Below are 20669 nucleotides of genomic sequence, written 5' to 3'. Positions count from 1 at the left end.
GCGTGATCGATATCAGTGAATCCGTGATGCAGATCCTTCTGGCATTCATCGTCGTCGGCCCGCTCATCGGCGCCGCCACCGCTCTCCTGCCCGCCCCGCCCGGGCTGAAGGGGAAGTCGCCCGAGCAGGCCGTGCTGCGGCACGGCGTGACCGTCACCGGCGCGGTGCTCATCGCCGCGATCGTCCTCGCGCTCGGCTTCGACCACGACACCCCGGCCAAGGCACAGCAGATGCAGGCCACGACGGACATCAGCTGGATTCCCGCACTCGACGTGCGCATCCACCTCGGCATCGACGGCATTTCCCTCCCCCTTCTGGTCCTGACCGCGCTGCTGACCTTCCTCTGCGCGCTGTACAGCTACTTCAAGATGCCCGCGGGCCCGACCCCGAAGGCCTTCGTCGCACTGCTGCTCGTCCTCGAGTCCGGCACCCTCGCGACCTTCGCCGTCCTCGATCTGCTGCTGTTCTTCCTCGCGTTCGAGATGGTGCTCATCCCGATGTACTTCCTCATCGCCCGGTGGGGCGGTGCCCAGCGCCAGGCCGCGGCCTGGAAGTTCATCCTCTACACACTGCTCGGTTCGGTCGTCATGCTGCTGGGCCTGCTCCTGATCGGAATCAAGGCGGGCACATTCGACATGGTGGCACTCGCCACTGACAACGGCCGGTCGCTGACCACATCCGTGCAGGTCATCGCTGTTTTGGCGGTCGGGATCGGGCTCGCGGTCAAGACGCCGATGTGGCCGTTGCACAGCTGGCTGCCGGACGCCCACACCGCTGCGCCCACCGTCGGCTCGGTCCTGCTGGCCGGCGTACTGCTGAAGATGGGTACGTACGGTTTCGTCCGGATTCTTCTGCCGGTCGCGCCGGACGGCATGCACACCTTCGCGCCCTACCTCGCCGCCTTCGCCGTGGTCGGGATCATCTACGGATCCCTGGCCTGCCTGGCCCTCGCGAAACGGGGCGCGAAGGGCGATCTCAAGCGGCTCATCGCGTACTCGTCCGTCGGCCACATGGGCTTCGTCCTGCTCGGCATCGCGACGATGACCCCGACCGGCGTGAACGGCGCGCTGTTCGCCAACATCGCCCACGGCCTCATCACCGGTCTCCTCTTCTTCCTCGTCGGTGCGCTGAAGGACCGCACAGGCACCACCGACCTCGACACCCTGGCCGAGGAAACCGGCGCCGCGCTGTACGGCAAGGCCCCGCGCCTCGGCGGCCTGCTCGCCTTCGGCGCGGTCGCCTCCCTCGGGCTGCCGGGCCTCGCCGGATTCTGGGGCGAGATGCTGGCGCTGTTCGGCGCGTTCAATCCCGCCGCCGGCCTCAGCCGACCCGCGTATCTGACGTTCATGGCGATCGCCGCCTTCGGCACACTGCTCACCGCCGCGTACATGCTCGTCGTCGTACGCCGCGTATGCATGGGCGAGGCCCCGCGGCAGGAGGCGCCGAAGCTCGCCGACGTCCAGAACTACGAGTTCGCGGCCTGGACGCCGCTTGTCGTCCTCACCCTCGTCGCCGGCCTGTGGCCCAAGGCCCTCCTCGGCCTGACCGACCCGGCCGTACAGCAGCTCCTCGCAGGAGGCACCCGATGAGCTCCCTGGTCCAGTCCGTCGACTGGCTCGCGATCGCGCCACCCACCCTCGTCGCGGTCGTCGGACTTGTCGTGCTCGTCGCCGACCTCTTCATCGGCGAGGAGAGGAAAGCGGTACTCGGCTGGGTGTCGGTGGCCGGACTCGCCGCGTCCGCGCTCATGTTGCTGCCCCTCCTGGACGGCGACCGCGCCACGTTCTGTCTGACCGGCGACGCGAACGCCTGCAGCTACACGGCGGACCGCTTCACACTCGTCATCCAGTTCCTGGTCCTCGGCGGCGCGCTCCTTGCGGCCCTGTTGTCGGTCACGGCTCTGAAGGACGCCAACAAGGAACTCCCCGAAGGGGAGTTCTGGTTCCTGCTGCTCTCCTCGGCTGCGGGCGCCGCCCTGCTGCCCGCCTCCCGCGACCTCGCCACCCTCATCGTCGCCCTCGAAGTGGCGTCCCTGCCCGCCTTCGCGCTCGTCGGCATCAAACGCGGCGACAAGAAGTCCTCCGAAGCGGCCCTGAAGTTCTTCCTGTCCTCCGTCACCGCGACCGCCGTCAGTCTCATGGGCGTCAGCTTCGTCTACGCGACGACCGGCAGCCTCTACCTGACCCAGATCGCGGACAAGATCCAGCACGTCGACGGACAGTTCCACACCCTCGCCCAGACGGGCGTCGTCCTCACCCTTGTCGGCTTCGCCTTCAAGACGGCCGCCGTGCCCTTCCACTTCTGGGTACCCGACACCTACGTAGGGGCGCCTTTGCCGATCGCCGCCTACTTGTCGGTCGTCGGCAAGGCGGTCGGTTTCTCCGGCCTGATCCTCGTCACCGTCGTCGCCCTCCCGTCGTACGCGGACGTGTGGGGCCCGGCGCTCGCCGCGCTGGCCGCCCTCACCATGACCGTCGGCAACGTCGGCGCCCTGCGCCAGCAGGCCACGCGCGCGTACAGCGCGGTCCGCCTGCTCGCCTGGTCCTCCGTCGGCCAGGCCGGCTACCTCCTGGTCCCGATCGCGTCCGCCGCCTACTCCAAGGACGCCGAGAAGGCCATCGGCTCCACCGTCGCGTACGCCCTGATGTACGCGGTGGTGAACCTGGGCGCCTTCGCCGTGGCCGCGCTCGTCGCCCGTACGAGCCCCCTGAACCGCATCAGCGACTACCGGGGCCTGTACGCGAGGAGCCCCCTGTCCGCGCTGATCCTCGGCTTCTTCCTGCTCTGCCTCGCGGGACTGCCGCCGGGCATCATCGGGCTCTTCGCCAAGGTCACCGTCTTCGCGGCGGCCGTCGACGCGGGGCTCGGCTGGCTGGCCGTCGTCATGGCCGTCAACGTCGTGATCGCGCTCTTCTACTACCTCCAGTGGACGACACTGCTCTTCCGCGCCCCCGAGGGCGAGCCCGAGAAGCACCGCGTCCCGGCCCCGCTGACCGCCGCGATCGCCCTGACGGCCGTCCTGGGCATTGCCCTCTCCGGAGCACCCCAGCTGGTCCTGCGCTTCTCCGCAACCGGCCTGTTCTGAGACCGTCACCCGGACGGCCGACGTGCGCTGTCGCGCGCACAAGGGAACTAGTGCTCTCCGCCTGGCGTTGACCAGTGCGGGAGGTTCCACTGAAAAGTGGAAGCAAGGTATCAGCAAGCAAAGGGTTCCCCTGCCGCACCACTTGGAGGGCGTACCGTGCACCGCCGGCACAATGGGCTCAGGACCGCCGTACTCCTCGGGGGACTGTCCGCACTCATCATCGTCATCGGCAGCTTCTTCGGGCGTACCGGCCTCGTCGTCGCGCTGTTCATCGCGATCGGGACGAACGCGTACGCGTACTGGAACAGCGACAAACTGGCTCTACGCGCGATGCGCGCGCGCCCGGTGAGCGAATTCGAGGCCCCGGCCCTGTACCGCATGGTCCGCGACCTCTCGACCCAGGCCCGCCAGCCCATGCCGCGCCTGTACATCTCACCGACGGAAGCACCGAACGCGTTCGCGACGGGGCGCAACCCGCGCAACGCGGCCGTGTGCTGCACCGAAGGAATCCTGCGCATCCTGGACGAACGCGAGCTGCGCGGCGTCATCGGCCACGAGCTCAGCCATGTCTACAACCGAGACATCCTGATCTCCTCGGTGGCGGGAGCCCTGGCTTCCGTGATCATGTTCCTGGTGAATTTCGCCTGGCTGATCCCTGTCGGCCGCTCGAACGACGACGAGGGTCCCGGCATACTCGGCATGCTGCTGATCATGATCCTGGGCCCGCTCGCCGCGACCGTCATCCAGCTCGCCATCAGCCGTTCCAGGGAGTACGAGGCGGACGCGTCCGGCGCCCAGCTCACCGGCGACCCCCTCGCCCTCGCCAGCGCACTGCGCAAGCTCGACGCGGGCACCAAGCAACTGCCACTGCCACCCGAGCCGCGCATCGAGACCGCGAGCCACATGATGATCGCCAACCCCTTCCGTCCGGGCCAGGGAATGTCGAAGATGTTCTCCACGCACCCGCCGATGGCGGAGCGCATCGCCCGGCTCGAGCAGATGGCAGGTCGCCAGCAATGAAGACAATCCTGAACGTCATTTGGCTCGTCCTGAGCGGCTTCTGGCTGTTCCTCGGCTACCTGGTCGCAGGCTTGCTGCTATGCATCACCATCATCGGCATCCCCTTCGGCATCGCCGCGTTCCGTATCGGTGTCTACGCCCTGTGGCCCTTCGGCTATACGACCGTGGAGCGCCGTGACGCGGGCGCGCCGTCCTGCATCGGCAACGTCCTGTGGCTGATCCTTGCGGGCTGGTGGCTCGCTCTCGCCCACATCGTCACCGGCGTCCTGCTCTGCATCACGATCATCGGCATCCCGTTCGGCATCGCCAACTTCAAGCTCATCCCGGTATCGCTGCTTCCCCTGGGACGCGAAATCGTCCGCACGGACCAGCCGTTCGCGACGCGCTAGCGAGCGGGCGCGGGGGTGGGACCGCCGAAGTACCTGCTGCTCTCGTACGACGCCGAAGCCGAGTTCAACGGCGAGGGCGGGTACGAGGAGACATGGGCCGCCTGCGAGGACGCGGAGGGCCTCTTCGGCGATCCGCCCCCTCCCGCACGCAGGACGTACGAACTCCTCGGGTGCGTACCGGAAGGCCGGCTGAGCAGTGCCCTCGCACGCGCGCGTGCCGAGGGCTCGGCGCCGCTCGGCTCGCTCGCCCTGGAGACGCTGGACAGACAGGGTGCGCGCGTCGGGGTGTGGTTGTGGCACCTGGAGGACGTCCGCCTCCTCGGGGACCGGCCGTGCGCGCGTGACCTGTCGCTCCGCGACATCATCGTCGAGGCGTCCGAGTCCGCGTCCAACGGGTCCGACTATCCCCAGTGCCCGCCGCTCTCCCCGGGCTACCGGCTCCTCGGCGCCGACGAAGCCCCGTGGGGCACCTGCAAGGACCTGGCTCACGTCCGGCACGAACAACACCCCGAACCGATGGAGCCGTCGCTGCGACTGCTCGGCTGCTCGCCCCGCGGCGCCCTCCGGACGGCACTGAACGGCGGCGAAGAGGACCTGGGACACGCGAAGGTGCTGCGCCTCGACGCGCGGGGCCGCACCGTCCAGTCGGCAGTCGAGGGCGAACTCACCGCGTGGATCCCCTCCTCGCGCGGCCGTGGCCGGATCGACCTCACCCTCGAACCCTGGTCGGAACGGCCACCGACCGCGGCCCCCGAGGTCTGGGACCTGTGGTGGCAGGGCCGCCCGTCCGGGCCCGGCCTCTGGGCGCGATGCGGTTTTGAGGGCCGTGCGTTCTGGCTCCGCACGGCCCTGGACAATCACATCTACGGCGAGCCGGACGATCCTCCCGCCAGCACCTACCACCTCGACGGCCGTCACATCACCGATGAACCCGGATTCTTCTGCGCACTCGGCGAAGCCGTGAATGGACCCGGCGGATACTTCGGACGGGGCTGCGACGCGCTCAGCGACTGCCTCGACGGCCGGTGGGGGGCCGAACCACCGTTCACGCTCGTATGGCACGACGCGGAGATCGCCCGCAGCTGCCTCGGCGTCACCCCGCACGCGGGCCACCGCCCGCCGACCTTCGAAGAACTGCTCGCCTGCTTCGCCGAAAAAGGCATCGACGTACGGCTGGCGTGACGGGTTATCCACAGGCCGCCCGATTGTCAGTGGCGCGCTGCATCATGAACCCATGACCGAAATCGAGCAGTTGCTGGTACGGGTCGGTGTGGAGGCCCGCAATACCCGTCCATGGGGCTGGCCTTCACTCCCCGGGCCCGTGGACGCGGCGGCGGTCACCCGCGCCGAGGCCGCCCTGGGCTTCCCCCTGCCGCCCCTGCTCGCCGCGCTCTACCTGCGGATAGGGGACGGGGGATTCGGCCCGGAGTACGGCCTGCTGCCGCTGCTCGACGGCTCCGTGTCCGGCGAGCCCGCCGCCGTCCCGCAGTACCTCGCCCACCGCAAGAGCGGCCGCAAGGACCCGGACTGGCCCTGGCCCGAGGGCGTCCTGCCGATATCCCACTGGGGTTGCGGGATGTACGCGTGCGTGGACTGCCGCAGCCCCCGGGGCACCGTCCTGCTCTTCGAGCCGAACGCCGACGAGGCCGACCACGCGTGGTACGTGGACGCACCGACCTCGAGGCATGGCTGCACACCTGGCTCGCGGGTTCCGGCTGGTACGAGGAATCCAACGACGATACGGACTTGACCCCTTGGCCCGACTTCCGCATACGCACGGCGGCGGCACCGGCGTCGTAGCGACCCGCCCCGCTACGGAGGCCCGCGCCGACGGCTACCGCGAGGCCACCCACGCCCGCACACCGTACGCCGCCGCCCCCAGGCCCAGCACAGCCGCGCCCACGCCCACCGAGACCGCCGGCAGTGCGAACGCCAGCGTCACGCACCCGACGAGTCCCACCACCGGCACCACCCGCGCCGTCGGAGCCGGACTCAGCGTCCAGGCGGACGCATTGGCCACCGCGTAGTACGCCAGCACACCGAAGGAGGAGAACCCGATCGCGCCCCGCACGTCCACCGTCGCGGCCAGCGCGGCGACCACCGCGCCCACGGCCAGCTCCGCCCGGTGCGGTACGTGGAAACGCGGATGTACGGCGGCCAGGGCGCCCGGCAGATGACGGTCGCGGGCCATGGCCAGCGTCGTCCGTGAAACGCCCAGGATCAGGGCGAGGAGCGAGCCGAGCGCGGCCACGGCCGCACCCACTCGCACCACCGGCACGAGCCCCGGCACACCGGCCGCCCGCACCGCGTCGGCCAGCGGAGCCGAGGCGTGCCCGAGCCCAGCCGACCCCAGCACGGAAAGGACCGCGACCGCGACCGCCGCGTACACCACGAGCGCGATGCCCAGAGCCGTCGGGATCGCGCGCGGAATGGTGCGCACCGGATCCCGTACCTCCTCACCGAGCGTCGCGATCCGCGCGTACCCGGCGAACGCGAAGAACAACAGCCCCGCCGCCTGAAGCACCCCGCCCACGCCGCCGGAGACCCCGACGTCCAGCCGCCCGGCGTCGGCGGTGTCCGAGCCGAGGCACACGACCACCACGGAAGCGAGGACCGCGAGGACCACCGCCACGATCGCCCGCGTCAGCCAGGCGGACTTCTGCATGCCGCCGTAGTTCACCGCGGTGAGGGCCACCACGGCCCCGACCGCCACCGCGTGCGCCTGTCCCGGCCAGACGTACGCCCCTACGGTGAGCGCCATCGCCGCACAGGAGGCCGTCTTCCCGACGACGAACGACCAGCCCGCCAGATACCCCCAGAAGACCCCGAGCCGCTCACGCCCATACACATACGTGCCGCCGGAGGCGGGATACAGGGCAGCCAGCCGTGCCGAGGACATGGCGTTGCAGTACGCGACCACGGCGGCGACCGCGAGCCCGGGCAGCAGCCCGGACCCGGCCGCCCGTGCCGCGGGGCCCAGCGCCGCGAAGATTCCGGCACCGATCATCGACCCGAGACCGATGACCACGGCGTCCCCGACGCCCAGGGTGCGTCGGAGCTCGGAACCGGACTGTGTCATGGACCGCACCCTACTGATCGCTGCAACCGACCGGCGCCGACGAGGCGTCCTCCCCGGCAACGCGCGACGAACATCAGCACGACCTCCTGCTGCTCGAACTCGAAGGCATGACACAGCAGGTCCGGAGCAGGAGTACAGCACAGGCACAGCGCGGAGAGGCAGGTTCAGGGCATGGGCATCATCAGCTGGATCGTTCTGGGACTGTTGGCCGGAGCCATCGCCAAATTCCTGCTGCCGGGCCGTGACCCGGGCGGCTTCTTCGGCACGACCCTCATCGGCATCACCGGGGCCTTCGTCGGCGGCTGGATATCCGCGCGCTGGCTGGACCACCCGGTCACCAAGCAGTTCTACGACGGTGCCACGTGGGCCGCCGCGATCGGCGGCTCGCTCGTCCTGCTCATCCTCTACCGCATCCTGTTCGGCGACTCGCGCCGTTGAGCGCGCACTCCGGGGCCGCAGCCGGCAGGCGAGAAGGGTGGGCACCCCCGGGTGCCCACCCTTCCTCGTACACGCGACGCACCAACGGCCGAGGCCACCGGACGGCCGACGGCTACCGGTAGTTCACGAACTGCAGCGCGAAGTCGAAGTCCTTGCCCTTGAGCAGGGCCTGTACGGCCTGCAGGTCGTCACGGCTCTTCGAGCTGACGCGCAGCTCGTCGCCCTGCACCTGTGCCTTCACGCCCTTCGGGCCCTCGTCGCGAATGATCTTCGCGACCTTCTTCGCGTTCTCCTGGGAGATGCCCTCCTCGATGGAGGCGAAGATCTTGTACTCCTTGCCGGAGAGCTGCGGCTCGCCCGCGTCCAGCGCCTTCAGTGAGATGCCGCGCTTGACCAGCTTGGTCTCGAACACGTCGAGGACGGCCTTGACCCGCTCCTCGGAGTTCGCCTCCATCAGGATCTTCTCGCCGGACCAGGAGATGGAGGCGCCCACGTTCTTGAAGTCGTAGCGCTGCGAGATCTCCTTGGCGGCCTGGTTGAGGGCGTTGTCGACCTCCTGCCGCTCGACCTTCGAGACGATGTCGAAACTGGAGTCGGCCATGTCCTGTGGCTCCTTGTATCGGGGTGCGTAGGGGCGGCCGTCGAGCCCTGCATCGGTCCCCGGCCGCATCCGCATAAGCCTAGCCACCCGCTCCCCTCCGAGCGCAGATCAATCGGGTGGCGAAGCACCCCCGAGCATCGGGTATCGTTTACGTCGTTGCCAGGGAGCACCGCCGAAAAGCGGTCCTCACGGCAGCAACCCCGGCGGTGTGCCCGAGCGGCCAAAGGGAGCAGACTGTAAATCTGCCGGCTTCGCCTTCCCAGGTTCGAATCCTGGCGCCGCCACGCTGAGGGAGACCCCCTCTGATCTGCGAGAACGTAGATCAGAGGGGGTTTCTGCGTTATCGAACGTGATCTTGCGAGTGGAATCGAAACAAGGTGACTTGTCTCACCCTGTCTCGCCCGGATCCCACTCCTGATCAGCCTGCGTCCCCCGCCCGCCCCCCGGGGGGACGGGGGGCGGTCACTGCGGCTCGTTCCACTCGCGCAGGGCAGCGTCTATCCGCCGGTTGGCGCGATCCTGGGTCTGCGTGAGGAGGGAGGCGGCTTCGGCCTCGGTGAGTACCTTTTCCCGAGCCTTTGCCCAGACCTCCCCGTACTTGGTCTCTTGTGGCAGGCCCCCGCGGCTGGTCCGAGACAGCCGTCCGTCGGGTGCCGTGCCGTGGGTGGCGATGTGCTGCCGGAGCTGTCGGACGGGGTGGAAAGGGATCGGCACCGGTCGCGAGTTCTTCTCAGCCCTGGCCTTCAGGTGTCGGGCCTGGTGGGCCTTCCCGTCATCCGTCCAGTTCCGGCCGGCCCGCACCATGCCTGCCTCAGGGCCCGCTGCGGCGCCCCGGTCGCGTTGAGGCGAGTGGCTCGATGAACTTCACGTCGATCTGCATCCGGTGGCCGGGCAGTTGCTTCTCGTACTGCTTCCATCGGCGGTCGTGGCGTTTGTAGCGCTGGGAGGCCGGCAGGCGGCCCATGTCCGGGCGGTTGAGGATCCGTCAGGCGCCGGACTTGCTGATGGTGACGTCGTGGTGCCGCTTGAGGTACATCGGGATCTTCTCGGGGCCGAAGTGGTAGTTCTGCCGCGGGTAGATGATGTTCCCGGCCGCCTCGACATGCGTCGCGTTGGGGTTGTGCTTGGGTGCGTTGGAGCGGGTGGGCAGCTCCTCGACGCCTTCGGCCTGGTAGCGGCGGTGCCAGGTGTAGTACGCCTGTCGGCTGATCCCGAAGTACCGGCAGGACACTGCGGTGTTCCCGGTGGCCTCTTCGACGTGACGTATGACCGCCGGGCGCCGTTTGGCCTCGCGGTTGAGCGAGCGCAGGGTTGGTTTTCGGCATGGTGCTTTATCAAGGCCTCGGCTGTGCTCCGCTTTGCCGGGGCGCTTCCTGGTCCTGGTCGCGCCCACGCTCCTGCCTCCGGCCCGCTCGGCGCTGCCGCGACAAGCGGGCCGTCGCTCCGGGGAGAATCCGAGCCCACGAAGGGCTGACCGAAGTCTCACGGCGAAGTGGGTCACGACTCGCTGAAGAAGGCCACTGGCTCACGCCGGTGGCCTTTTCCAGTTGCGCGGGGAATCACGCCGGATTGATTTTCGTGATCGCACACCTGCGAGCGCATGAATAAGCTGATTGTTTTGTTACCCACTGACTGCAATCACGGCAACGCGGTCGCGAATAGAGGTCGAGTACCGCATAGCCGAAGGCTTCGGCCGCAGCCCGGATGAGCCCCTCTGCCCATTCACGGCAGTGAGCTCCTGCCATGTCGCGAAGGTGAAACCATGGCGGTGGCGGACCAGGTTGACGCCGGCGCCGATGTTCACGCACTGCGTGCGATTCGGCGTGTGCCGGGCAGGTGGCGTCTCCGGGGCTGGTCAGGTGGCGGTGGCAGGGGCAGGGGTGCGGAAGTAGTGGCCCTTGTCGAGGTCTTCGAGGAGGCCGGGGTGGGTCGGCTGCCAGTCCAGCAGTTCGCGGGTCAGGGCGTTCGACACCAGGGCGTCGAAGCCGATGAAGGGGCTCAGCCAGGTGAAGTGCTCAGCCGCGGCCTCGGGGGCCACGGAGGTCACCGGTACGTCGAGGTGGCGGCCGATCGCCTCGGCGATGTCGCGGATCGCGATGCCCTCCTCCGCGACGCCGTGCAGCACCGATCCGGCGGGTGCCTTCTCGACGGCCAGGCGGAACAGCCGTGCGACATCGAGGCGGTGGACTGCCGGCCAGTGATTGGCGCCGTCGCCGAGGTAGCCGGAGACGCCCTTGGCGCGGGCGGTGGCGACCAGGTGCGGTACCCAGGAGTAGTCGCCCTCGCCGTGACAGGTCGGAGAGAGCCGCACGACCGATGAGCGGACGCCGAGCGGGGCAAGGGCGAGCGCCGCCTGGGCGGTGGCCGTTCGGATCACAAATGGCGAGCCGTCGATCGTGGGCACGTCCCGCTCGGTCGCCACGCGCCCAGACGGGAGGCCGATCAGGCCGGAGGCGAGGACGAAGGGGCGGTCGGTGCCGGCGAGCGCGTCGCCGAAGGTGTCGACGGCACGGCGATCGGCCTCGGCGGCGCCCCGGTAATCGCCGGTGAACGCGACGTCGCCCTTGAAGGCGAGGTGGATCACCCCGTCGGACGCGGCGGCCGCGTCCCGCAGGAGCTCAAGGTCGTCGACGGTGCCGCGGACGACCTCCGCGCCGGCGGCGGTGAGCGCGGCGGCGGAGGCGTCGGAGCGGGCGAGCCCGGCGACCTGGTGCCCCGCGTCGATGAGCTCGGGAACGACGGCGGAGCCGATGAAGCCGGTCGCGCCGGTCACAAAGATGCGCATGAGGAACCTCAGCTGTTGATGTCAGTTACTGTCATCGACACTGCATCTGATGTCAGTCGCTGTCATAACGTAGGATCTGCCCATGGGTAGATGGGAGCCGAACGCGCGCGGGCGCCTGGCGACAGCGGCGCTGGAGCTCTACAGCGAACGCGGGTACGAGCAGACCACCGTGGCGGAGATCGCCCAACGCGCCGGGCTCACGGAGCGGACCTTCTTCCGGCACTACGCCGACAAGCGCGAGGTACTGTTCGCCACCTCCGGCGAGTTTCAGGAGCTGTTCGTGCGGGCGGTCGCCGGCGCTCTGAACTCCGCGGCGCCGATCGACGCGCTGGCGGTGGGTCTTGATGCAATGCCGCTAAGTTAGGCGGCTCGTGTCGTCCGCCTGACGATGGGGCAGGGGGGCAGCCGTCTCGCTAGGGTGCGGTTCGTGGCGCGAGTTGGGCAGGTCAGTGGGGACGAGCCGTCGGGCGGGCGGCTGACGGACCACATCGAGTTGGGTGTGCTCGCCCGTACGTTTCCCCGGGATCTGCTGGAGGAGGTCCTGGACGTCACGGGTCGGCGGGAGAGGCGGGTGCGGCGGCTTCCCGCTCATGTGATGATCCGTTACGTGATCGCGCAGGGCTTGTTCTTCGGGAGCGGGTCGGAGGAGGTCATGCGCCAACTGGTCGGTTCCCTGCGGCATCTGGGCTCGTGGAGTGACGACTGGCAGGTGCCCAGCACTTCGGCGATCGCGCAGGCCAGGGCCCGGCTGGGGGCCGAACCGCTGCGGGAGTTGTTCCGACGCGCGGCGGTCCCGGCGGCCGGACACGGCACCAAGGGCGCGTGGCTGGCCGGCCTGCGGCTGATGTCGATCGACGGAACCGGCCTGGACGCGGCCGACACCGAGGCCAACGTGGCCGCGTTCGGACGGATGAACTCCGGGCCCAAGGCGTCGGCCTTTCCCAAGGTGCACCTGGTCACCCTGTCCGAGTGCGGTACCCACGCTGTGGTCGCGGCGGAAATCGGCGGCTGCCGGACCGGGGAGCGTACGCTGGCGGCCGGTGTGCTGGACGCTTTGGAGCCGGACATGCTGCTGCTGGCCGACGCCGGTTTCTACAGCTGGCAGCTGTGGCACGACGCCGCCGCCACCGGCGCTGCCCTGGTGTGGAGGATCGGCGCCGGTGTGAGTCTGCCCGTCGTTCGTGCCCTGCCCGACGGCTCCTACCTGGGCCTGCTCTTCGACCCGTCGGTCAAGACCGCGCGCCGCCAGGCACTCCTGACCGCCGCCCGGGCCGGGCAGGAGGTGCCCGGGGAACAGGCGCAGCTGGTGCGGGCCGTGGAGTTCACCGTGCCCGACCGAAATCCCGACGGGGAACTGGTCTGCCTGATCACCACCGTCCTGGACCCCGCCCGGATCAGCGCCACCGAGCTGGCCACCGCGTATGCCCAGCGGTGGGAGCACGAGTCGGCGCTGGACGAGATCAAGACGCATCTGCGTGGTGGCGGCCAGATCCTGCGCAGCAAGTCTCCCGACATGGTCGAGCAGGAGATCTACGGACTGCTCCTGGCGCACTACGCGGTCAGGGACCTGATGTGCCAGGCCGCGGACGAAGCAGGCCACGACCCCGACCGGCTGTCATTCGCCCGCTCCGTCCGCGTCGTCCGCCGCCAGGTCACCGACCAGGCGGCCTTTCCCCCCTGAACACCTGCCCACGGCAACCGCCCACACCCTCGCCGAGATCACCGAGCGGCCCAACCCCCGGCGTCGCCACCGCACCTACCCCCGCGTCATCAAACGCGCCCGCCACAACTCCTACCGCGTGAAACGCCCCACCGACGTAGCCCTCAAACACACCGGACCACCCACACCGCAACTCATCCGAGCCACCTAACTTAGCGGCATTGGGTCTTGATGCGGTCTCCGAGATGCTCACCGAACAACGCGACTGCGTGCGTGCTCGGCAGGCTGTGATCATGGCGAACCCCGAGCTCCAGGAGCGCGACCTGATCAAGCTCGCCTCGATCTCGGCCGCGCTCGCCGGCGCCCTGCGCCGACACGGCGTTACGGAGTCGGCCGCGAGCCTGGCCGCCGAGTCGGGGGTCGCCGTCTTCAAAGTCGGCTTCGAGCGCTGGATCACGGCGGAGGACGAACGCGAGTTGTCGCGGTTGATGCGGGAATCACTGGATGAACTCAAGGCCGTGACCGCAGGCGGCTAGTAGATTGTCGCGGCTAATTTTTGGGATAGAGGTGGCGCAGTTTGATGCGTGCGTCGTGGGTGGTGAACTGCCAGTCCACCTGACGCTGGTCAGTGTTGGTGGCGTTCTGCCAGGCCGAGAGTTCAGTGTTGAGGGTGTCGAGGTCGCTGATCCGGCGGTCGAGGCATTGCCGGGTCAGCGCGGAGAGTTCGATCTCGGCGATGTTGAGCCATGACCCGTGCTTGGGCGTGTGGTGGATCTCGAGGCGTTGGGCCAGGGCGAATGCCTCTTCTGGTTCGAATGCCTCGTACAGTGAGGCGATGCCGTGGGTGTTGAGGTTGTCCATCACCAGCACCACGGCCTCGGCGTCGGGGTAGTCCACGCTCAGCAGCTGCTTGACCTGGCCGGCCCAGTCGATCCGGGTCCGCTGGGACAGCGCCTGAACGCGACGCCACCCACGCAGGGGTTCGACCCACACGAAGATCGAGCACGTGCCGCAGCGGATGTACTCGCTGTCCCGGCAAGCGTCGTGACCAGGGCGGGCCGGGAGCGGGTCGCGGACATCGGCGAGAAGCTGGTAGGGCTTCTCGTCCATGCACACCACCGGACGTGCCGGGTCGTAGGGCCGGGCATAGACGGCCAGCACATCTTCCATCCGGGCCGAGAACTCCGCGTTCACCCGTGGTGGGATGGTCCAGCACTTTCTCAGATGAGGACGCAGTTCCGTTTTTTAAGACCCGCCCGATGGTGGAGTGGTCCAGATCGGGGATGTCCTCGGCCAGCGCGACGTGCTTCTCCAACAGCCGCAGCGACCACCGGGTATAGCCCTGGGGTGGCTGTGAGCACGCCATCGCGATCAGTCGGGCTTCGACCTCGCCGGTCACCGGCGAGGGCACCGGTGGGAGGTCACGTCTCTTCCGCGCGATCGTGGCGTGCACATCGCCACCGGTCTCGGCGAAACGCTTGGCAACCAGCCGTAACGTCTCACCGGAGACGCCGAGCCGGGCCGCGATCACCTCCTTGGAATCCACGTCACCCACTGAGGTGTCCAGCGCAAGCAGCACCCGCGCACGCATGATCATCGAGGCCCCACGAACACCCGTCGTGGTCACCCGGACCAACTCCTCACGATCCTGCGCGGTCAACTTGACCGGCCGCTTCTTCTGCGAACCCACAACGACAGTCCTGTCTGGGAAAAAGGAAGGTACCCACCAGACGCCAGCATCCCAACCAGACATGCCATAACTAAGCAGCGACGCGCTACTAGGTGTATTGCCCTGAAGGGTTGTTGACGCGGGTGACCGGTGTCCGGCCTGCGAGTACGGTCGGCGCGCTGTCGGGCAGTTGGTCGCGCGACTGTGCGGTGGTCAGCTGATCGGCGCCGAGACTGCTTCGGCGGTCGTGGGTGCCGTCTGGCCGGTAGCTGTGTGGCTTCGGAAGAGGTCTGCTGGCGGCGGCAGCGAGGTCGGGAGGGAGTGAGTGAGTGGCTGACCGGGCATCTGCGGGCGGTCGGGAACGAGTCCCATCAGTTGTCCCCAGGGACAGCGAGTTCCGCTGAAATCCCTGATCAGAGGTTGTGCCATGAGCTTTCCGTAAATCTGCCGGCTCAGTCAGCCTTCCCAGGTTCGAATCTGAGGTAGTTCGTGTGGACCCGGGAGAGGACGGCTGCGCTGTGCTCGGCGCGCTTGGCTACGGGCTGTGGTTGCACGGTTGAGTCGGGCCACGTGGAGACTGCCGTACGACGAAGGTCATAGATCAGCCCGCGGCGCCGGCCAGGTCTGAAACGGTCGGTTGTTGGGCGTCGGGCGCTGTGCTGTACGAGGTGGCGCGGTAGGTCGCCGTTCTGGAGTCGTAGCCCGATGATCGTGGTCGGTCCACGCTGCCGTGTCGTACACGCATCCGAAGAGTGCCGCCGGATGCCGCCAGGACCGCTTCGGTAGGTCTGTGGGGGAGAGGGGGCGGGGGCGATGCCGTGTGCTCGATGACAGTTGGCCACTCGCTGCTCAGCGATGGTTGGCGAGTCGGCCCGTGGAGGCGAGGGGGAAGGCTCGGGTGGCGCGGCCTCGGCAGGCGTACGGGAACTGTGCGGGCGAGCACTGCGCCCACGTGGGGGAGCGGTCGCCGTCGTGCCTACGTGGAATCAGGTATGCCAGCCTGCCGCATCTGGGTATGCGTACTCATGATCGGTTTTCTCGTCCCGCGCAGGCTGGTCGCACAAGCCGTCCAGAGGGAGCCAACTGTGCGTACGAAGAACCGAGTTCACCGCCCGTTGTCCGCGATCAGCAGTGGTCCGGTGCGGTCCGCCCTGGGGCTGGCGCTGGCCTGCGTGGCCGTCGCGGTGCTGACCGGCTGCTCCTCCGAGGACGCGAGCTGCGGCGGCGGCGAATATCCGGTCATGTCGGTGGGCAGCACCGGCAGCGCCTGCGTGTCCAACGGCGTGGAACCGCCGAAGGGGTACGTCCGCTATCCGGAGGGGAAAGTCCCTCAGCATGTTGGCGACAAGTGGGACACCTACTGGAGCACCCACACCGTCGACGAGAACGGCAAAATCATCAAGGCTCCCGACGCCGGATGAAAAGTGAGCTGAATTCGCAGTTTGCCGCCGTGTCGACCTGCGTCGCTTCCGAGACGTCGTTTGAGAGTCTTGATCGGGCGAGCCCTTCGGGGTGCTCGGCGCTGTGCGTGAGCAGCTGGCCGCATCGTTTGGTGTTGTGAAACGTTCCTATGCGGAACAAGGCCAGCGCGGCGCCCTACGCGAGTCGGGCAGGGCAGAGCGGGGCAGCGCAGGGGAAGCCTGTTGTTGTTCAGGGATGCTGACGGCCCATCAACTGCCGGGCCTTGATAGCGGGGTTCCTACTCCCAGGCTAAGATCGCGGGCCGGGGCGGGACAAGTGAGTAGCACGCACTCCTGATTTCCTGTGCCCGTCTCGCCGTGGGCGGCCGTGTAGCCATACCGGTTCGCCCCCGATTTTTCCAACGGGGATCGGCCAAAGAAATCGGCCGACGACACAAGAAAGACCTCTTCATGAACATACTCACCCGCCGTGCGGCCACTGCGGTGACTGCCGGCGCATTGCTCTTCGGCGGAGTCGTCGCCACGTCTGGGTACGCCGAGGCCGCGTCCTCCACGCAATGCAAGACCAGCACCAAGTCGTTCAACCTTCCCAGCAAGCCGGATGTGAAGGTCAGCATCAACATCTGCATCAGGTACAACGGCACCAGTGGCGGTTACCGCCACTATCAGGCCTGGGTCAACAAGGCTTCCTGGGACGGCACGTCCTTTTACACCGGGGGCGAACGATTCAACGGGTTCTCGATCCAGATGCGTGCGGAACACGGGTCGACCACGGTCAAGAACTGTAGCTACGACATCTGCGAGGAACGCGACATCAGCTCCGAGATCAACAACTCGGAGCATGGCTCGAAGACTTACCCGAGTGGTGCCAGCGGTTATGGCATTGCCTACGTGAAGACCAAGAAGAAGACGTGGACCGCGGACGCCACCGCCTACTACGACATCGCTGACGACGGAAAGCCCACCAAGTCCTGGGGCTTGGCGGGCACTTCCGCAGTTTCCTGACCCTCCCGAGGCGGATCACGACGACGCCACGGCGGCCCGGGAATTCGACGACCAGGCCGCCGTGAGCGGCGCCGGATTCCACCTTTCGCTCTGCGCCCAACTGAGCGCGGCCCACGGTTCCTTCATGTGCGGAATGGCCTGTCGCGTCGCCCGCTTGTCCCCCGACAGCAGCGGGATCGGTCCCGTCTTCGGTCGGCTCAGTGGGTGAGTGGGTTCCTGCTCTGGAGCAGCCCGACATGCACGCCCAGACGGGACTTCTTGAGGGCAGGCACGCTCCGCCAGTCGGTGTCGGCCGCCTGCTCCGCCGTCATCACCACCTGGGTCTCCGGATCCGGTCATACCAGGCGGGCCGGTACGGCGCTGCGGAAGTCCAGGCCACCCGCCAGCCCGGAGCCGTCGAGTTCCCGACCCTCGATCACCGATCCCGGGCCCGCGCGGAGGGCTCCGGTGCTGCCCGTTAGTTGCTTCATCAGAGGATTCCGAAACCGCAGGGGACCTAGGGGGCCTAGAGGGCCTAGAGGGCCTAGAGGGCCTAGAGGACTTGGGGCGCTCGGACTCCAGGCGGTGTCGGTGCGTCGCTGTTGTCGCCGGGCACACTGATCTCATGTCATCGCGTCGTAGGAACTGCCCCGAGTGCCGTCGGGAGATCGCCGTCGTGGCGGGGCGGTTCGCCCGGCATGATCCGCCGGGTGCGCGGAGGAGCGGGGAGCTGATCTCGTGTCCCGGTTCGCGCAGGCAGGCGCAGCTGGGGGCGGTTCAGCCGGCACTGGAGGGGTACGCCGTTCCGGAGTTTCCCGGCCAGCTCCCGCTGTTCTGACCCGTTCTGATCTGTTGAGGGTGCTAGTTTCCCGCCACCGACTTGACCGCCACCGAGATGGGTGTCGAGCCGCTGATCAATTCCAGGGTCAGCCCGGCCGTCGCCGACGTGTCCAGCAGTTCCGCGAGGGTCGCGGCGACGTCGTCGCGCGGGATCGCGCCGGGACCCGTCGAGGCCTCCAGGCGTACGAGGCCGGTTCCGGCGTCGTTGATCAGGCTTCCGGGGCGCAGGATCGTCCAGTCCAGGGCCGTACGACCGCGTACGTACTCGTCGGCCTCGCCCTTGGCGCGCAGATACACGTCGAAGACGTCGTCGCCCGGGTGCGCCGGGTCCGCTCCCCTGGACGACACGACGACGTAGCGCCGTACGCCCGCCCGTTCCGCCGCGTCGGTGAACAGGACGGCGGCGCCCCTGTCCACCGTCTCCTTGCGGGCCGTACCGCTGCCCGGACCCGCACCGGCCGCGAAGACGACGGCGTCCGCGTCCCGCAGATGGGCGGCGACCTCCTCCACCGAGGCCGACTCCAGATCGCACAGGACCGGCTCGGCGCCGGCCTTCCGTAGATCGTCGCCCTGCTCGGCGCGGCGGATGATCCCCGCGACCTCGTCACCGCGCGCGGAGAGCAGCCGCTCCAGCCGCAGCGCGATCTGACCATGACCTCCAGCGATGACAATGCGCATGTTTCCGACCGTACGCCCGGATGGACGTGTTCGCCGCACGACTCGGTGGATCACTCACGGGTCTCTTGAGCGATCCACTGAGCGAACCACTGAGCGATCCACAAGGGCGCGCGGTCCGTCGGGCAGTTCGTCGGGCAGCTCGTCGTGCGGATCGGTGTGCGGTGTGGTGAACAGGTGCTGGTCGTGGTGCGGTTGGGACTGGGGGTCCGCGAGGTGCGGGTGCTCAGACGGCAGTTGCGCGCGCGTGGAGCCCGGCCAGGCCTAGGAGAGCTCCCCGCGGCCCTGTCGCGGCAGGCCCAAGCCCACCGCCGCCGCCGAGTTGCAGTACTCCCGGACCGCGCTGGTCCGTGCCACCACGCGCCCCCGGTGCACCACGATCCGGCTGTACGAGAGTGACAGCGCCCCCGCGAGCCGGTCGCCGCGCACCGCGAGCAGCTCGGCCGGGAAACCAGCCTCCACACGCACCTCGGGCAGCCCGAGAGCGGCCCGCGCGGCGGTGCTCACGGCGTCGTACGCGTCCTCGGGGCGCAGCCCGTGCCGCGAGGCCAGCAGGTAGGCCGCCTCCAGGGGGTCCCCGCGGCCCACCGGGTTCGACACGTCGCGCAGGGCGCCGCTGCCTGCCGTGACCCGTACCCCGGCCGACCGCAACAGTCGTACGGGCGCGGTCCCGCGACGGTCCACGGACCCGCAGCCGCCCTGCGGCAGGCACACCACGGTCACACCGGCCGCGGCGAGTTGGTCGGCCGCCCGGGAGGCCACCTCGGCGGGCAGTCGGCCGAGGCCGCCGCACGGGCCGAGCGTCACCCCGGGCCGCAGGCCGCCCGCCATCGCCGCGAGCCGGGCGAGCCGGGCGGGGTCGGTGGCGTCCGTGTGCAGGTCGACCGGGCAGCCGTGCTCGGAGGCGAGTTCCAGGACCGCCTCCACGTACCCCGTCGGGTCGGGGTCCGCGTCAGGACAGCCGCCCACCACCGAGGCGCCCATCTTCACGGCGTCCCGCAGCATCGCGAGTCCTTCGGCTCCGGCGGCGCCGGTCAGCACGCGCGGCATCGCCACCGTGGTCAGTTCGGCCAGCCCGCGCAGCGCCCGCCGTGCCTGGAGCACCGCGGTCAGCGCGTCGAGCCCCTGGACGTCGCCGACGCGCACATGCGAGCGCAGCGCCGTCGCCCCGTGCCCGAGCTGCAGCAACGCGGACTCGGTGGCTCGGCGCTGGACCTCCTGGGTGTCGTACGAGAGAGGGCCGTCGCCGTCGGCCGTCAGTGCCGTGTCGCCGTGTGCGTGGGGTTCGGCGGGGGCCGGCAGCAGCAGGTAGCCGTCGAGGTCGACCTTCGTGGCGAGCGCCCCGGAGGCGCCCGTCGCCAGGCTTCCGGCGGTGCCGACCGCCTCGATGCGCCCGCCGCCCAGCCGCACGTCCACAGCCCGGCCGTCGGTGAGCCGCGCCCCGCACAGAAGCAGGGGGGCGCTGTCGGTCTGGCCGGACGAGGAGTGGGGTGGCTGCGGCTGACTGTCGGGCATCGCGCTCCTGGGACTCGGGGGCGGCTGCTGAGAGGGGCGACAAACGGGGATGCGTCTAACGGGGAGGTGACTAACAGGGAGATGACTAACAGGGAGGCGGCTGACGGAGAGGGGCGACTGCAGAGAGTGGTGGTACTCAGAGTCGTGGTGGTGCGGGGGTGGGGTGCCGGTGCGGTGTGTGTGGAGGGGACGGCGGGGCGTGGAGAGGACGGCGGGAGCAGGGCTCGGGGCTCGGGTCGCGGGCAGTGGGGGGCAAGATCACGCAGCGTGAGTCGAGCCTAGGGCGGCGAGCGGTTCCCGTCGGGGAGGAGCGCAATAGTCGTACTGGTGTGGTCCGTGCACGGACAGAAAGCACGAACGGAAAGCCAGGAGTGGCTGGTGAACGGGGGTACGCCCGTGGCCCGCGAGGCGGAAGCGGCCCCAGTCGCGGCCGTGCGGCAGCGTCCGTGAGGGGCTGGAGGAACGGCCGGGGAACAGCCAGGAAGAGGCCGGGGCGGGGGCCACGAAA

General features: G+C 68.9%; 19 protein-coding genes, 1 tRNA gene and 4 pseudogenes. 14 read left to right on the top strand and 10 right to left on the bottom strand.

Annotated elements, in window-relative coordinates:
• The first annotated feature begins 2 nt into the window (after window positions 1-2).
• The 6 genes and pseudogenes from RV986_RS21700 to RV986_RS21675 all read left to right on the top strand — a co-directional run bounded on the left by RV986_RS21700 (window position 3) and on the right by RV986_RS21675 (window position 6294).
• The gene (locus tag RV986_RS21700; protein WP_475918988.1) at window positions 3-1589 is read left to right on the top strand and encodes an NADH-quinone oxidoreductase subunit M; all 1587 of its coding nucleotides are present in this window, start codon (window positions 3-5) and stop codon (window positions 1587-1589) included.
• Window positions 1586-3085 (top strand): NADH-quinone oxidoreductase subunit N, encoded by a 1500-nt coding sequence (locus tag RV986_RS21695; protein ID WP_475918987.1) that lies wholly within the window; start codon window positions 1586-1588, stop codon window positions 3083-3085. Before RV986_RS21700 ends, RV986_RS21695 begins: the two co-directional genes overlap by 4 nt.
• A gap of 156 nt (window positions 3086-3241) precedes the next feature.
• Complete coding sequence (gene htpX / locus RV986_RS21690) at window positions 3242-4105, top strand: zinc metalloprotease HtpX (RefSeq protein WP_475918986.1); 864 nt, start codon at window positions 3242-3244, stop codon at window positions 4103-4105.
• The gene (locus RV986_RS21685; protein ID WP_475918985.1) at window positions 4102-4494 is read left to right on the top strand and encodes a YccF domain-containing protein; all 393 of its coding nucleotides are present in this window, start codon (window positions 4102-4104) and stop codon (window positions 4492-4494) included. The genes htpX and RV986_RS21685 overlap by 4 nt, the downstream gene beginning before the upstream one ends.
• Before the next feature lie 15 nt (window positions 4495-4509).
• Window positions 4510-5676, top strand: a complete 1167-nt coding sequence (locus RV986_RS21680) for a barstar family protein (RefSeq protein ID WP_475918984.1) — start codon at window positions 4510-4512, stop codon at window positions 5674-5676.
• 52 nt (window positions 5677-5728) lie between these two features.
• Window positions 5729-6294: pseudogene (locus RV986_RS21675) on the top strand (SMI1/KNR4 family protein).
• 34 nt (window positions 6295-6328) lie between these two features.
• Here RV986_RS21675 and RV986_RS21670 read toward each other — a convergent pair.
• Complete coding sequence (locus RV986_RS21670; RefSeq protein ID WP_475918983.1) at window positions 6329-7573, bottom strand: APC family permease; 1245 nt, start codon at window positions 7571-7573, stop codon at window positions 6329-6331.
• Window positions 7574-7744: 171 nt separating this feature from the next.
• Between RV986_RS21670 and RV986_RS21665 the strand changes: the two genes are divergently transcribed.
• Window positions 7745-8011, top strand: a complete 267-nt coding sequence (locus tag RV986_RS21665; RefSeq protein WP_475918982.1) for a GlsB/YeaQ/YmgE family stress response membrane protein — start codon at window positions 7745-7747, stop codon at window positions 8009-8011.
• 112 nt (window positions 8012-8123) lie between these two features.
• Here RV986_RS21665 and RV986_RS21660 read toward each other — a convergent pair whose 3' ends face one another.
• Window positions 8124-8612: a YajQ family cyclic di-GMP-binding protein gene (locus tag RV986_RS21660; protein ID WP_099500598.1), complete on the bottom strand. Its 489-nt coding sequence runs from the start codon at window positions 8610-8612 to the stop codon at window positions 8124-8126.
• Between the two features lie 202 nt (window positions 8613-8814).
• On the opposite strand from RV986_RS21660, the gene RV986_RS21655 reads away from it, so the two are divergent.
• Window positions 8815-8896: transfer RNA gene (locus RV986_RS21655), tRNA-Tyr, on the top strand.
• Between the two features lie 178 nt (window positions 8897-9074).
• Here RV986_RS21655 and RV986_RS21650 read toward each other — a convergent pair.
• From RV986_RS21650 to RV986_RS21640, 3 genes and pseudogenes are all read right to left on the bottom strand, one after another.
• On the bottom strand, window positions 9075-9326 hold the full coding sequence (locus RV986_RS21650; protein ID WP_475918981.1) for a hypothetical protein: 252 nt from the start codon (window positions 9324-9326) through the stop codon (window positions 9075-9077).
• A 103-nt stretch (window positions 9327-9429) separates the two neighbouring features.
• A pseudogene (locus tag RV986_RS21645) lies at window positions 9430-9921 on the bottom strand (helix-turn-helix domain-containing protein); the annotation flags it as partial.
• 546 nt (window positions 9922-10467) lie between these two features.
• Window positions 10468-11397, bottom strand: a complete 930-nt coding sequence (locus RV986_RS21640) for an SDR family oxidoreductase (protein WP_475918980.1) — start codon at window positions 11395-11397, stop codon at window positions 10468-10470.
• An 82-nt stretch (window positions 11398-11479) separates the two neighbouring features.
• Between RV986_RS21640 and RV986_RS21635 the strand changes: the two are divergent.
• From RV986_RS21635 to RV986_RS21625, 3 genes and pseudogenes are all read left to right on the top strand, one after another.
• A pseudogene (locus tag RV986_RS21635) lies at window positions 11480-11749 on the top strand (TetR/AcrR family transcriptional regulator); the annotation flags it as partial.
• Between the two features lie 75 nt (window positions 11750-11824).
• Window positions 11825-13078 (top strand): IS4 family transposase, encoded by a 1254-nt coding sequence (locus RV986_RS21630; protein WP_475918579.1) that lies wholly within the window; start codon window positions 11825-11827, stop codon window positions 13076-13078.
• A 224-nt stretch (window positions 13079-13302) separates the two neighbouring features.
• Window positions 13303-13593, top strand: a complete 291-nt coding sequence (locus tag RV986_RS21625; protein ID WP_475918979.1) for an acyl-CoA-like ligand-binding transcription factor — start codon at window positions 13303-13305, stop codon at window positions 13591-13593.
• Window positions 13594-13606: 13 nt separating this feature from the next.
• On the opposite strand, the gene RV986_RS21620 is transcribed toward RV986_RS21625, so the two are convergent.
• Window positions 13607-14251: an IS630 family transposase gene (locus tag RV986_RS21620; protein WP_475918978.1), complete on the bottom strand. Its 645-nt coding sequence runs from the start codon at window positions 14249-14251 to the stop codon at window positions 13607-13609.
• A 112-nt stretch (window positions 14252-14363) separates the two neighbouring features.
• A pseudogene (locus RV986_RS21615) lies at window positions 14364-14648 on the bottom strand (helix-turn-helix domain-containing protein); the annotation flags it as partial.
• Between the two features lie 1163 nt (window positions 14649-15811).
• Here RV986_RS21615 and RV986_RS21610 point away from each other — a divergent pair.
• Entirely contained in the window at window positions 15812-16147 is a 336-nt protein-coding gene (locus RV986_RS21610; protein ID WP_475918977.1) for an SCO0607 family lipoprotein, read from the top strand.
• A 450-nt stretch (window positions 16148-16597) separates the two neighbouring features.
• Entirely contained in the window at window positions 16598-17152 is a 555-nt protein-coding gene (locus RV986_RS21605; protein ID WP_475918976.1) for a hypothetical protein, read from the top strand.
• 335 nt (window positions 17153-17487) lie between these two features.
• On the opposite strand, the gene RV986_RS21600 is transcribed toward RV986_RS21605, so the two are convergent.
• Window positions 17488-17622 carry a hypothetical protein gene (locus RV986_RS21600; protein WP_475918975.1) on the bottom strand — a complete coding sequence of 45 codons (135 nt, stop codon included), beginning with the start codon at window positions 17620-17622 and terminating at the stop codon, window positions 17488-17490.
• A gap of 134 nt (window positions 17623-17756) precedes the next feature.
• On the opposite strand from RV986_RS21600, the gene RV986_RS21595 reads away from it, so the two are divergent.
• A complete protein-coding gene (locus RV986_RS21595) occupies window positions 17757-17969 on the top strand; it encodes a hypothetical protein (RefSeq protein ID WP_475918974.1) in 213 nt (70 codons plus the stop codon).
• A gap of 23 nt (window positions 17970-17992) precedes the next feature.
• Here the strand turns inward: RV986_RS21595 and RV986_RS21590 are convergent, their stop codons facing one another.
• Together RV986_RS21590 and RV986_RS21585 are read right to left on the bottom strand one after the other, a co-directional pair.
• Window positions 17993-18649: an SDR family oxidoreductase gene (locus tag RV986_RS21590; RefSeq protein WP_475918973.1), complete on the bottom strand. Its 657-nt coding sequence runs from the start codon at window positions 18647-18649 to the stop codon at window positions 17993-17995.
• Window positions 18650-18910: 261 nt separating this feature from the next.
• Window positions 18911-20161, bottom strand: coding sequence for an amidohydrolase family protein (locus RV986_RS21585; RefSeq protein WP_475918972.1), 1251 nt, complete (start codon window positions 20159-20161; stop codon window positions 18911-18913).
• Window positions 20162-20669: the final 508 nt, after the last annotated feature.

The sequence above is a fragment of the Streptomyces sp. RLA012 genome, from assembly GCF_056270325.1.
Note: the sequence above shows the minus strand (reverse complement) of the source record. Positions and strands in the feature narration are given on the sequence as shown.

What these genes read in the sequence shown, in the direction of transcription:
- RV986_RS21695 (WP_475918987.1), top strand. Translation starts at nt 1,586, where the DNA reads ATGAGCTCCCTGGTCCAGTCCGTCGACTGGCTCGCGATCGCGCCACCC.
- RV986_RS21685 (WP_475918985.1), top strand. Translation starts at nt 4,102, where the DNA reads ATGAAGACAATCCTGAACGTCATTTGGCTCGTCCTGAGCGGCTTCTGG.
- RV986_RS21670 (WP_475918983.1), bottom strand. Translation starts at nt 7,573, where the DNA reads ATGACACAGTCCGGTTCCGAGCTCCGACGCACCCTGGGCGTCGGGGAC.
- RV986_RS21665 (WP_475918982.1), top strand. Translation starts at nt 7,745, where the DNA reads ATGGGCATCATCAGCTGGATCGTTCTGGGACTGTTGGCCGGAGCCATC.
- RV986_RS21660 (WP_099500598.1), bottom strand. Translation starts at nt 8,612, where the DNA reads ATGGCCGACTCCAGTTTCGACATCGTCTCGAAGGTCGAGCGGCAGGAG.
- RV986_RS21640 (WP_475918980.1), bottom strand. Translation starts at nt 11,397, where the DNA reads ATGCGCATCTTTGTGACCGGCGCGACCGGCTTCATCGGCTCCGCCGTC.
- RV986_RS21625 (WP_475918979.1), top strand. Translation starts at nt 13,303, where the DNA reads ATGCTCACCGAACAACGCGACTGCGTGCGTGCTCGGCAGGCTGTGATC.
- RV986_RS21605 (WP_475918976.1), top strand. Translation starts at nt 16,598, where the DNA reads ATGAACATACTCACCCGCCGTGCGGCCACTGCGGTGACTGCCGGCGCA.
- RV986_RS21600 (WP_475918975.1), bottom strand. Translation starts at nt 17,622, where the DNA reads ATGAAGCAACTAACGGGCAGCACCGGAGCCCTCCGCGCGGGCCCGGGA.
- RV986_RS21595 (WP_475918974.1), top strand. Translation starts at nt 17,757, where the DNA reads ATGTCATCGCGTCGTAGGAACTGCCCCGAGTGCCGTCGGGAGATCGCC.
- RV986_RS21590 (WP_475918973.1), bottom strand. Translation starts at nt 18,649, where the DNA reads ATGCGCATTGTCATCGCTGGAGGTCATGGTCAGATCGCGCTGCGGCTG.
- RV986_RS21585 (WP_475918972.1), bottom strand. Translation starts at nt 20,161, where the DNA reads ATGCCCGACAGTCAGCCGCAGCCACCCCACTCCTCGTCCGGCCAGACC.